Here is an 11,396-nt window from a genome sequence, read left to right on the forward strand (position 1 = left end):
GCCGCTTTCCTGGCGCTCACAGTGCTACTCCCTGGTCAGATACATTTCCATCTTCTTTCATCCAGGTTTGAATACGTTTCAGCGCTACTTCACGCTCATCGGCGGTCAGACTGAGTTGAGTAGTTACAGCGCGTTGTTTCCCGAACAATTTGATCAGGATGAACAGCATGATACAACTGCCCAACAAGGCTGTTACAACCCACTGCCATGACCTAAGGAGTGGTGACCGTGTTTCTGGTGCCGATACCTTACTTTCAGTAGGATCAGGTATCTTCGAAAGAAGCGATTTCTCAATCTGCCCAGTTTGATGCCCAGGCAACACAGCTAACTGACTAGCAGAGTAGACTGCCACCGTATCGCCTCGATCAAGATTCAGCCCTATGGCGTTGGACACAACATTCTGCAATCTTTCCAGCTGTGTCTCGCCTGGAGACTGCCGCAATATCACCGCAACACTGATGCGCTCCACCGAACCCGGTGCACGTTCCGTCTGCTCTACACGGCGTCCAATTTGATACTCGGTTTCGCGTTGATCTGCACCATCAGCTATCGGAGAAGCGAGATCGCCATCCCCGGCTCTATTGCTACGCTTGGTCTGGCGTTCACGCACCACAAGACCTTGTTGAGATTCGCTTTTCCCTGCTGCAGGCAACACATCTTCGGTGGTCCGCTTGACATGCTGATCTGAGAACACCACATCGACACTGGCTATTACCTGCCCTTGTCCAAAGGTACGCTCCAATACACTGTCCAACTTCCTGGTCAAGTAATCCTCAAGACTTTTCTTTTGATCGACCAAGTCCTGCGATAGGTGTTCATTACCATCCGGGCGCTTGGCCTTGGTTAATGCCACACCATGCTGATCAATGATGGTCACATCTTCAGGTCGAATGTCATTCACGGAGGAGGATACCAACCGCTGAATGCCGCGAACCTGTTCAGGCTCCAGCTGGCGCCCAGGTTTGACTGTGACCGTAACCGATGCCTTGGGGACGGCACCGTTTCTCTTGAACAGTCCTTGCTCTGGCAAAGCCAAATGTACACGCGCTGCTTGAATTTCCTCTATAGCGAGAATGGTACGGGTGATTTCCCCTTGCAGGGCACGTTGATAATTGACTTTTTGAGCAAATTCAGTTACGCCCAAGTCATTATTATTGAACAACTCAAAGCCAACAGAACCGTGCAGTGGGATGTCTTTACCCATCAATTGCAAGCGGGTTTTATGGACTGTTTCGGCTGCAACAAGGATCGTTTCACCACCGTGCTCAAGTTGGTAGGGAATTTTCATTCGATCCAACTCAGCAACCATAGCTGAACCATCCTGTGGGGATAGGCCTGAAAACAACACACGATAATCTGACCGGAACACCCAATATGCCATTCCAATCGTGATGGCAAGAATAACCACCAAACCGCCAACCAATCCAATACGGCCCTTTTGCTCAAGGCCTTGCCAAAACTGCTGAATCATGGTCACTGATATGTCCTCACATCTGCATCCGCATTACATCTTGATAAGCTTCCAACATACGGTTGCGTATCTGAACAAACAGTTGAACAGACAGCTTGGCCTCCTCCAATTGCAACATGACATGATGGAGATTACTGGCATCGCCCAATGCCAGCTTCTGCAGCCCCTGATCAGCCGCAGCAATTTGTTGGTTGACTTGATGAACTTGCCCATCAAACCATGCTGCAAAGCCTTGTGGATGGGCTGATGCCAATGTGCCCGAAGCGCTGATCAATGCAGTTGGCTCAATCTGTACAGGATTGATAGGTGCAATGAAAGCGGCACTCATGAGGTCGCCCCGATATCCAGCGCACGTTGCGCCATGACTTTTGCCGCATTCATAGCAACAACATTGGCTTCATAGGCTCGTAGTGCGCTCATCATATTGATCATCTCGTTAAGGTGATTGACGCCAGGCAGCGAAACATTGCCATTCTTATCCGCATCAGGATGGCCTGGATCATGAATGACCCGAGGTGCCACCTCCATCGTCTCGATTTTTGCCATCGGCAACATAAGATTTGTGCTGGTAAGTAAATTGTCAAACTGCTGTCCAAAATTGACGGCTCTTAGGCTCGCCACTACGCGAGACGGTTGGAACAATTTCCCATCTGGACCAACTGTAGTGTGCATATTGGCCAAATTAAGTGCAGTTACATCCAATCTGGTTTTCTCCAGATTCATCCCTGCCGCACTGATTGCGAACGCGCTACGGTAATCCATCTTTATCGCTTTCCTTCGTTAATGACAGTACTCATGATGGAAAGATGCTTGGACAAGCCTTTAAGCAATGCCTGATAATGAAGTGTATTCTTAGCCAATTCCGCTGTCTGCATATCGAGTGATGCTTGCCCCCCCGTCAACGAGAGATCACTGATCATTTTCGGAGAAACGCCGAACAATGCACGATTGTCAATTGCTTGACCTGCCTGAAGTGCGTCCCTAGCTGCAGCCAATTGATCTTCAAAGCTAACACGAGCAGGTCGATAGCTTGGGTTCGTAGAATTGGCGATATTCATGCTTAACACTTGATGACGCATGCTGGCTGCATCAAGTGCCATCGACACCAGATTTACCGTAATTGGGTGGGGTTTATCGATCATAGGTTTCTCTAGAAATGAATTTACTGCACGACCAATTCGGCATGCAGCGCCCCTGCAGCTTTAATTGCTCGTAAAATAGAAATGATATCGCGGGTATTGGTTTTGATACGGGTCAAGGCTTGTACCAAATCCGCCACGGTGTTATTGGTTGCGCTAATGAAACCCGTTTCTCTACTTTCACTGACATCCACACGTGAATTTGCAATATTCTCAGTTCTGACATCGGCACCGGTCTGACGTACGAAAATTGGTTGGGATACTGTGTTGTCGGTCACAATAGATATCTTCAACTCACCATGGGTAATAGCAACCTTGGCAATACGAACATCACCCCCAGCTACAACGGTACCAGTGCGTTCATTGATGACAACTTTGGCACGACTATCTGGCTCTACAGTCAATTTTTCCAACTTCGTGACAAAGTCAACGACGCGCGCAAGATACTCCTGCGGAACCTGGATCTCAATAGCTGATGCGTCACGCGCCTGGGCCGCATTTCGACCAAGAGCGCTATTGATGGATGCTGCCATACGCGAGGCGGTCGTAAAATCCGGATTGGATAGCTGGAATGTCATTTTATTGTTTTCGTCCAGCAACCGGCTGACCACACCTGTTTCGACAGTTGCCCCCCCAGGGACAGAGCCCACTGTTGGATGGTTTTTCTGAACAACATTACCATTCATATCATATTTATAACCACCGACTGAAACCGGGCCTTGTGCAAGGGCATACACTTTGCCGTTTACTGCTTTCAATGGTGTGACCAGGAGGCTACCGCCAACCAGGCTACGGGCATCACCCAGAGATGTCACGGTAATGTCCAGTGTGTCACCTGGCCGAGCGAACGGCGTTAGATTGGCGCTGACCATTACCACCGCAGCATTACGACTGATGACTTCCTCGGGCGTCAAATTGACCCCGAACTGAGACAGCACATTGGCAATCGATTGTCGGGTTGCCTTATTGCTTGCGGAGTCTCCAGTCCCTGCGAGACCTGTCACCAGTCCATATCCAGAGAGACTATTCTCACGCCAACCGGTCAAACGTCCTAAATCCTTGATTCTGACTCCCTCTGCATTTGCTATATCAACTATCAATAACAAAGCAAGGAGGCCGATGAAAAACTTATGCATGCTTACCATCCAATGAATGCGAGCAGTCGAGACCACCAGCTCGGGCGTTGCCTGCTGGCCAATTCACCTTCCCCCGCATAACTGATATTGGCTTCACCCAATCGGGTCGATAAAACAGTATTGTTATCCTCAATGTCACGAGGTCTAACCACACCAGTCAATTGAATCTCTTGCTTTTCATCATTGATATTCAGCAATTGTTTACCAGAGACAACCAAATCACCATTCCGGCGAACCTCCTGCACCGATACAGTAATCTGGGCCAGCAAACGTCCAGAACGCTGAGTTCGTCCTTTCGAATCGAAACCATTATCGGTTTGCAAACCCAAGCCATGCTTCAATGCGCCATCCACATCAGCCTTCAAACCAACATCATTCTTCCGGGAAGACCCAAAATCGGTAGAGCTACTGGCTGTTGCATTTTCGGTAATTTGTACAGTCAATAAATCACCAACACGATATGCCTTGGCATCTGCTACCAATGAATGAAATGTCCTTTCGTTGTATAGACTTTCGGCCTTTACACCACCATGCATTACCAAGCACAGCCCAGTCATGGCTATGCACAAGTTCGATTTTAATTTTTCCATTGTGCCCCCATCGCAATCAACACTCCTGGGCGAATAACTTTGCCATTAACAGGTGCCGTACCATGAGCGGGTTTCACCTGAATAATTTGTCCTATTTGCCCATCCGCAAGTGCAATGGCCTCCGTTTCAAGTGTAATACCACCAGTATGGATACTCAGTATCACGCTGCTACCCTGCGAAACTGCGGGGGGAATATACAGATGGCTTCGCCTGAGCACCTTCCCAGGCATAAGAGTTTGCTTAAGCTGAATACTTTCATCACATGAAACAACCATATCAGGTGTATTAGTCATATCAACAGTTTGCTGCCGAAACAACAGACATGGCACGGGAATATGGGCGGGTATTTCTTGCTGGCTAACCCAGCCTGTACGGAGAATTGAAACATTAAAACCTAGGCTAACTGTTCGGGCGTATTGACCATCTACAAAAACGTCAAAAGACGTGAACATCTTACTACTCACCCCAGAGCCTGTGATGCGTGCCTGCCGGTATGTAACATCTCCGGTAGGTATCTGAATCTGATCGTTGCCGCCAACGTAACTGGCTGCCACCTGATCATTTGCAAACCTCTGGATCAACAACAGCTTTCCTTTTTCAACCAATTCATCCAGTGACAATAACTGAGTCGCTGAAGTGATTGTTACCTTCTCGCTACCATGCCAAGCCAACCTTGAGAAGACACGCCGATCATATTGTTGAATAAGTCTATTTACCGCTTGTTGGCTCACGACCAGTTTAGACCCCACGCGAGGAAATGATATAACGGGTATATTGCGTAACATGATGCAGTCAGATTCAATATCACAATTGACGGTAGCAATATCACCAATCAGGGCAACGCGTTTGCTAAGTTGGACCGAATCCTTCAATTGCATGCCGACCACTGCTTGCGATGCAGGGGTAAGCAAGCCAAAAATTATGAAAAAATATAACTTCAACTTAGACATTGTGCACAAGTCAACGACGTAAATTATTAGTTATACCCATAATTTCGTCAGATGCCTGAACAAGTTTACTACCCATTTCATAGGCACGCTGAGCAAGCATCAAACTGACCATTTCTGAGATCATGTCAACATTTGCATTTTCCAGAGCACCTTGACTCAAGGTCCCTAATCCAATCGTCCCCGGCTGCCCTGAAATGGCCTCCCCGGATTTCTCACTTGCCTGGTAGACGCCACCACCCTGCGCTCTAAGTGCACTTGGCTGATTGAAATTAACCAATTCTATGCGACCTAACTCCACAGAAGGCCGACTGTCTTTGAAGATAGCTTCAACACGACCATCTGCAAGAATACGAAGTGTATCGGTGTCTTCCGGAAGCTGAATCATGGGCTGTAGTGGGTAGCCAGCTTGGTTTGTCAATACACGATTCGAATCAAGTTTCAAACTCCCCCCTCTGCCATATGCAATGGAGCCATCTGGTAAAAGGAAAGGGATAAATCCGGCGCCTTGAATCGATAAGTCAAATGAGTCATTAGTAGTTTTTAACGTACCAGGGGTGAAATCCATCTCAACCTGTGCAACACTGACAGTACTTTGGGGGCCGACTGGAATTTTAGAGGTTATTTGGGGTTGATCCAACCCATGCGCAATAACCTCCTGAAAATTAACTTTAGATTTCTTAAAACCCGTGGTATTTATATTAGTTAAATTACTAGCGACTGCATCAATTTGTGCCTGTTGTGCGCCCATGCCGTTGGCGCCAATATATAAAGCTTCGATCATAATCAATACCTCAATGCAATTTCTTAAAACTCACCCAGTTTTTGAATACTTTTTCCTAGCGTTTCGTCATAGGCCTGAACAAGACGTTGACTTGCTTCGAAATGACGCATCGTCTCCATAAGAGACATCATTTCACGCAATGGAACAACGTTTGCAGCTTCGAGCGACCCGGATGCGATAACCGTATTTCCACTTTCAGTCGGCTCCACAGTTTCACTAGGGATTAGCAAGCAATTTCCGAGGGATCTCATTTGAATATCAGGATCGAATTTTGCAAATCGAAGCCTATCCACAGGTTTACCATCAGCAATGATTAAACCTTGCTTATCAATGTTGATTTCACCAAATCCAACAGTAATTTCTCCCTGCTGTCCTAATAGCGGGTGCCCTGAGGCCGTCACGAGACGCCCCTGCCCATCAACTTGAAAATTACCCTGTCGCGTATATGCGACTCCTCCATCACTCTGAACAACGAAAAAAGAGTTATCCTGAATGGCAAGGTCTAATGTTCGCTGTGTTTGCTTGATTGCACCAGCACTAAGATCAGTTGCAGGAATGCTAATTTGCGCACCCACTGCCATATCCAACTGGGACATATGCGAAAAAAAAGGTCGGCTGATACTTATCTGACGCCGGTACCCAGGTGTGGTCGCATTTACCATATTGCGGGACAAAGTATCAACACGCTGAAGATCAGAGTGCATAGCTTGAACTGTTAATGTCAGCGCGTCATTCATGGAGTGGGTTACCTGATATTCTTACAGCTAATTATTGTATAGATACGGCGCCGAATGCCCGTAATTCAATAGTATTTGGGATTTCTGAAAGCGATAAAACACGCAAGTGCGGCATCATGCGCTCAGACAATGATCGGATATGCCGCCGTAGCTCAGGCGAACAAAGCAATACAGGTAGCAAGTTACTTTTCATCATGCGTTCCACCTGCAGAGCCAGTTGGCGCATTACACGCTCCGCAAACTGCGGATCGAGCACCATTGCCCCTCCGTTTTCAATTGACTGCACGCCTTGTGCAAATTGATGCTCAATTGCAGGATCTAAAGTCAGCACCTGAAGTACACTTTGATTGTTGACCAATCCCTGGCAAATCATCGGGCCGAGTCGTTGACGTGCCAGCTCGGTCAGATAACTGGCATCCTTATTAAATTTTGCACCATCTGAGAGGGTTTCAAGTATGGCTTGCAAGTTCCGAATGGATACTTTCTCACGCAGCAGATTTTGCAATACCTTTTGTATTTCCCCGGTAGAGAGAAGAACTGGAACCAACTCTTCAACCAATCCTTGCTGCTGTTGACGCACCCGGTTTAACAATCTCTCAGTTTCGGCACGAGTCAGCAAAGAAGCAGACTGCTGACGCAGTACTTCACATAAGTGCGTAATGAAAACAGTTGCTCCGTCAACTAATGTATATTTCCCTCTCCGTGCTGCCTCTTTCTCCTCATGCTCAATCCAAATCGCCGGTAAGCCATAGCTTGGATCTTTGGTTTCAACCCCCTTCAGCTTCATGGGATTCCCAGCAGCATGGATGGCCAGGGTGTAACCTGGCATGATTTCTCCACGAGCAACAGTCACACCAAAAATTGAAATCTCGTAATGGTTGAGGGATAGTCGATCTGCTTCACGAAGCTTAATCTTCGGCAGTACCAAACCAGACTCAACTGCATATTGTTTGCGGAAAGTAGCAATGCGCTCCATTAGTACCAATTCGTCACCACCGAGTTGTGGTGCAAGATTATTGGCAATGAAAATTTCAACGGGCTCTACGGTGAGCTCGTTATATGCATCGTTCTCTATTGCAATATTTGCTTCTTCATCAGGCAAGGAATCCTCATTTGCCCTATCACCCAAACTGGCCTGTTTAGCAAGCAAAGCTGCGATCAGAAAGAAAACAGCAAGTACTGCAGCTGGCAATACAGGGATGCCAGGAAGGAAAAGTAACCCTAGCAGTGCTACGGATACCAACAACAAGGTTTTAGGAAAAGTGGTGAGTTGTCGTAATACCTCTTTACTTAACTGACCATCTGATGCAGAGCGGGTAACTATGATGCCGGTACCAACAGAGATCACCAACGCTGGTACTTGCGTCACGATACCATCACCAATAGTCAACAAGGTGAAAGTCTGCAATGCCTGCCCCCATTGCATGTTCATTTGCATGACACCAATTACTAAGCCACCAATGATATTGATGAGCATAATAATGATGCCAGCTATTGCATCACCTTTCACAAATTTGCTAGCACCATCCATGGCACCGTAAAAGCCAGCTTCCTTTTCCAAATTTTTACGCCGGCGCTTGGCCTCTTCCTGGTCAATGAAACCCATGTTTAAGTCAGCGTCAATACTCATCTGCTGCCCAGGCATACTATCCAGTGTAAATCGAGCAGCAACCTCAGAAACGCGCTGAGCCCCGCTAGTCACAACAATATATTGTACGACAATTAATATTAGAAAAACAATTAAACCAATAGCATAGTTACCGCCAACCACATAACTACCAACTGCGCCAATAACCTTCCCAGCATCTCCATGACTGAGAATTAGACGCGTTGCGGCGACATTAAGCGACAGGCGAAATAAAGTCGCCACTAACAAAAGTGATGGAAAAGTAGAGAATTCTACTGGCTTTGCCATGTAGAAAGTCAACAATAAAATAAGTAATGCGAAACTAAAATTAAATAAAATCAGAAAATCCAATAAGGCAGGCGGGATCGGTGTAAATAACACCATCAAAATACCAAGAACCAGCATGACCAATACAATATCAGCATGCCGCCCCATGGCGCGTCGCAATGAAATCATCATGACTCCGCCCTCCGCTGTTGCCGGGCAGTTCTAGCAGCAAAAACCCAGATCAATATTTTTGCAATCTGCGGATAAAGAGACTCAGGAACGTAATTACTGCTTTCCACCTGTCGGAATAATGTGCGGGCGAGAGGCGGATTTTGTACGATAGCTACATGGTGCCGCACAGCAAGCTCCCGCATTTTCACTGCTAGTTCACCCGCGCCTTTTGCAACGACCATCGGCGCCGGCATACTGCCATGTGCGTATTTGATAGCTATTGCATAATGCGTTGGATTGGTGATCAACACATCCGCCTCGGGAACACCAGATAGACTCTTGGTGCGCCTTAACAACTCCAAGCGTATTTCTTTAAGGCGAGCACGAATTCTTGGATCCCCTTCGCGCTGCTTATATTCCTCCTTAATTTCACGTTTACTCATCCGCATTTGCCGTGTAAATTCCCATCTTACATAAATAACATCTAACATAGCCAGGACAAGCATCGTCAAAATCAATTTGACTAACAACGATCCACCTTCTGTTAGAAGAATTTTTGGGAGCAATTTACTATCAACAGTGCTTAGCATCGCAAGTCTTTTACTTATTTCCAATAAGCTGACAACCAACACAAAGCCAACTATCAAAAGCTTTAAAAGACTTTTTGCCCCCTCATAAAGCATTTTCAGCGAGAAAAGCTTCTTAAGTCCAGCTGCAGGATTAAGCCTATTAAAATCCGGTTGAATGGGCTTAAAGCTAAAGATGGGGCCAGTTTGGATAAAGCTTGATAACACCGCCGCCACTACAATCACCATGATGAATGGTAAAAGTGGTGATACGGCTGCAACCGCAATCTCCTCAAGCCAGTCCAACAATGACTCTACAGACCATTCAATTATTTTTACGTCATAAAGAACAGCTTGTTCAACCTTGGCAAGTTCTATAATGGTTTTCCAGCCAGACGAATAGACAAATAGTGAGACGCCAGCAAGTATCCCTACATACGCCAAGTCAGCACTCTTAGCAACCATCCCCTTCTTGCGAGCTTGCTCAAGTTTATATGGGGTTGCCGTCTCGTTGCGATCAAGTTCTTGCTCCGCCATTCTTTATACCAGTAAATCTTCCCAATAGTTAAAAATATCATTAAATATTACAAATGCAGCCGGCCCAAAATAATGAACGGCCAATGACAACATAAATAAGCCCCCAATTATTTTAATTGGCATACTAATTATAAAGATATTGAGTTGTGGAATATTACGAGATAAAACAGCCATTCCAAATTCTATAAACAACAAGAAAAAAGCAACAGGTGCTGCAAGTGCGAATCCCTGACTAAACATAATTCCAATTCGCTTGCCAAGTAAAACAGGATTGAAATTCAACAGCACCTGACCCAATGGAACATAATTCAATGATGCGGAGAAGCCTCTAATCAAAGCGTGATGAAAATTACCAACAAAGAAAATCAAGATGGCAAGTAAATCAAGCATGGAAGCAAGCACCGGTGATTGCTGCTTAGTAACGGGATCAATCAGGCTTGCAACGGAAAAACCGATCTGAAGATCCAATAAGCGCCCCGCCATGGAGAAGACTGCAAATGCAGAAAAAATACCAAATGCCATTAACACTCCTAATAAAAACTCTGTTACACAGAGCACAATTAAAGGAAGTGTGCCATCTAACAATATCTGACCTTCGCCGCTATGAATATGCGCCAAACAAATAGACAAACCAATAACAATGAGGAGTCGAACCCTAGATGGAATCGAAAATCCACTTATTATCGGAGTTAACAATAAGAGCCCAGTCAGCCTAGCCATGCAAAGCATGGTCCCTATCCCACCAAAAAAATGGACTGAATCGTTCATACTTAGGAAAATGAGCTTCTATAAATACCGAGGGATACTAACGATTAACTGAGTTGCAAATGTTAGTAGTACTTGAAGCATCCACGGTCCAAATATGGACAATGCAATAGCGGCAGCAAAGAGCTTAGGCACAAAACTGATGGACATGTCTTGAATTTGAGTAATAACTTGAACAATGCTAATTACAAGCCCTGCCGCCACCGCAATAAGCAATACAGGCGCTGTTAAGGCCAGGCAAGTCCAAATCATACTGGACATTATTTGCTGAACTTGATCAACTTGCATCAATTTAATGTACCGTGATTAGTATCAATCTGAAATTATGATATTCTGAAGCTTTAGATAAAAAAACCTCAAGGAGTTTGATTTAAATCACCCTTACACGAATTTTTTAAAATTTACACGCTTCGAATGCAACACCCCACATTGCCTTGACATCGCTCTGATATTTATAAGGTTTTTTTAACTTGAATGACGAGTAATATATGATACAGGATTTATACCATCTAAAAAAGAGCCGCTGCAAAAATTATGGTAATCCACCAGGATCTTATGGCCTGAACTGACCTTTCCCCACCACGGGATACCAAGAATTAGTTAGCATGGAGGGCGATAGGAGCTCACATGCGCAAGGCGAGATTCAACGAAGTCCAGAT

13 protein-coding genes are annotated in these 11,396 nt (G+C 45.8%); all 13 read right to left on the bottom strand.

The annotated features are described in order from the left end of the window. Positions 1-16: 16 nt before the first annotated feature. The 13 genes from fliF to HNQ59_RS17660 are packed head-to-tail and all read right to left on the bottom strand — an operon-like array spanning position 17 to position 11,025. Entirely contained in the window at positions 17-1,471 is a 1,455-nt protein-coding gene (gene fliF / locus HNQ59_RS17600) for a flagellar basal-body MS-ring/collar protein FliF (RefSeq protein ID WP_246491070.1), read from the bottom strand. 16 nt (positions 1,472-1,487) lie between these two features. Next, positions 1,488-1,799 carry a flagellar hook-basal body complex protein FliE gene (gene fliE, locus HNQ59_RS17605; RefSeq protein WP_184041709.1) on the bottom strand — a complete coding sequence of 104 codons (312 nt, stop codon included), beginning with the start codon at positions 1,797-1,799 and terminating at the stop codon, positions 1,488-1,490. Next, positions 1,796-2,233, bottom strand: a complete 438-nt coding sequence (gene flgC, locus HNQ59_RS17610; protein WP_184041710.1) for a flagellar basal body rod protein FlgC — start codon at positions 2,231-2,233, stop codon at positions 1,796-1,798. Before flgC ends, fliE begins: the two co-directional genes overlap by 4 nt. A 2-nt stretch (positions 2,234-2,235) precedes the next feature. Continuing rightward, complete coding sequence (locus tag HNQ59_RS17615) at positions 2,236-2,613, bottom strand: flagellar basal body rod protein FlgB (protein WP_184041711.1); 378 nt, start codon at positions 2,611-2,613, stop codon at positions 2,236-2,238. A gap of 20 nt (positions 2,614-2,633) precedes the next feature. Then, a complete protein-coding gene (locus HNQ59_RS17620) occupies positions 2,634-3,746 on the bottom strand; it encodes a flagellar basal body P-ring protein FlgI (RefSeq protein WP_184041712.1) in 1,113 nt (370 codons plus the stop codon). A 2-nt stretch (positions 3,747-3,748) separates the two neighbouring features. After that, a complete protein-coding gene (locus HNQ59_RS17625; RefSeq protein ID WP_246491067.1) occupies positions 3,749-4,336 on the bottom strand; it encodes a flagellar basal body L-ring protein FlgH in 588 nt (195 codons plus the stop codon). Further along, positions 4,324-5,286 carry a flagellar basal body P-ring formation chaperone FlgA gene (flgA, locus tag HNQ59_RS17630; RefSeq protein ID WP_184041713.1) on the bottom strand — a complete coding sequence of 321 codons (963 nt, stop codon included), beginning with the start codon at positions 5,284-5,286 and terminating at the stop codon, positions 4,324-4,326. The genes HNQ59_RS17625 and flgA overlap by 13 nt, the downstream gene beginning before the upstream one ends. A 10-nt stretch (positions 5,287-5,296) precedes the next feature. Next, positions 5,297-6,067 (bottom strand): flagellar hook-basal body protein, encoded by a 771-nt coding sequence (locus HNQ59_RS17635; protein ID WP_184041714.1) that lies wholly within the window; start codon positions 6,065-6,067, stop codon positions 5,297-5,299. Between the two features lie 23 nt (positions 6,068-6,090). Further along, positions 6,091-6,804 carry a flagellar hook-basal body protein gene (locus HNQ59_RS17640; protein ID WP_184041715.1) on the bottom strand — a complete coding sequence of 238 codons (714 nt, stop codon included), beginning with the start codon at positions 6,802-6,804 and terminating at the stop codon, positions 6,091-6,093. A 31-nt stretch (positions 6,805-6,835) separates the two neighbouring features. Beyond that, positions 6,836-8,887 carry a flagellar biosynthesis protein FlhA gene (locus HNQ59_RS17645; RefSeq protein WP_184041720.1) on the bottom strand — a complete coding sequence of 684 codons (2,052 nt, stop codon included), beginning with the start codon at positions 8,885-8,887 and terminating at the stop codon, positions 6,836-6,838. After that, on the bottom strand, positions 8,887-9,972 hold the full coding sequence (locus HNQ59_RS17650) for an EscU/YscU/HrcU family type III secretion system export apparatus switch protein (RefSeq protein WP_184041716.1): 1,086 nt from the start codon (positions 9,970-9,972) through the stop codon (positions 8,887-8,889). The genes HNQ59_RS17645 and HNQ59_RS17650 overlap by 1 nt, the downstream gene beginning before the upstream one ends. A gap of 3 nt (positions 9,973-9,975) precedes the next feature. After that, on the bottom strand, positions 9,976-10,740 hold the full coding sequence (locus HNQ59_RS17655; RefSeq protein WP_184041717.1) for a flagellar biosynthetic protein FliR: 765 nt from the start codon (positions 10,738-10,740) through the stop codon (positions 9,976-9,978). A gap of 18 nt (positions 10,741-10,758) precedes the next feature. Further along, positions 10,759-11,025 (bottom strand): flagellar biosynthetic protein FliQ, encoded by a 267-nt coding sequence (locus HNQ59_RS17660; RefSeq protein ID WP_184041718.1) that lies wholly within the window; start codon positions 11,023-11,025, stop codon positions 10,759-10,761. Positions 11,026-11,396: the final 371 nt, after the last annotated feature.

The organism is Chitinivorax tropicus (genome assembly GCF_014202905.1).
GTDB classification, from domain to species: domain Bacteria; phylum Pseudomonadota; class Gammaproteobacteria; order Burkholderiales; family SCOH01; genus Chitinivorax; species Chitinivorax tropicus.

What these genes read in the sequence shown, in the direction of transcription:
- fliF (WP_246491070.1), bottom strand. Translation starts at nt 1,471, where the DNA reads ATGATTCAGCAGTTTTGGCAAGGCCTTGAGCAAAAGGGCCGTATTGGA.
- fliE (WP_184041709.1), bottom strand. Translation starts at nt 1,799, where the DNA reads ATGAGTGCCGCTTTCATTGCACCTATCAATCCTGTACAGATTGAGCCA.
- flgC (WP_184041710.1), bottom strand. Translation starts at nt 2,233, where the DNA reads ATGGATTACCGTAGCGCGTTCGCAATCAGTGCGGCAGGGATGAATCTG.
- HNQ59_RS17615 (WP_184041711.1), bottom strand. Translation starts at nt 2,613, where the DNA reads ATGATCGATAAACCCCACCCAATTACGGTAAATCTGGTGTCGATGGCA.
- HNQ59_RS17620 (WP_184041712.1), bottom strand. Translation starts at nt 3,746, where the DNA reads ATGCATAAGTTTTTCATCGGCCTCCTTGCTTTGTTATTGATAGTTGAT.
- HNQ59_RS17625 (WP_246491067.1), bottom strand. Translation starts at nt 4,336, where the DNA reads ATGGAAAAATTAAAATCGAACTTGTGCATAGCCATGACTGGGCTGTGC.
- flgA (WP_184041713.1), bottom strand. Translation starts at nt 5,286, where the DNA reads ATGTCTAAGTTGAAGTTATATTTTTTCATAATTTTTGGCTTGCTTACC.
- HNQ59_RS17635 (WP_184041714.1), bottom strand. Translation starts at nt 6,067, where the DNA reads ATGATCGAAGCTTTATATATTGGCGCCAACGGCATGGGCGCACAACAG.
- HNQ59_RS17640 (WP_184041715.1), bottom strand. Translation starts at nt 6,804, where the DNA reads ATGAATGACGCGCTGACATTAACAGTTCAAGCTATGCACTCTGATCTT.
- HNQ59_RS17645 (WP_184041720.1), bottom strand. Translation starts at nt 8,887, where the DNA reads ATGATTTCATTGCGACGCGCCATGGGGCGGCATGCTGATATTGTATTG.
- HNQ59_RS17650 (WP_184041716.1), bottom strand. Translation starts at nt 9,972, where the DNA reads ATGGCGGAGCAAGAACTTGATCGCAACGAGACGGCAACCCCATATAAA.
- HNQ59_RS17655 (WP_184041717.1), bottom strand. Translation starts at nt 10,740, where the DNA reads ATGAACGATTCAGTCCATTTTTTTGGTGGGATAGGGACCATGCTTTGC.
- HNQ59_RS17660 (WP_184041718.1), bottom strand. Translation starts at nt 11,025, where the DNA reads ATGCAAGTTGATCAAGTTCAGCAAATAATGTCCAGTATGATTTGGACT.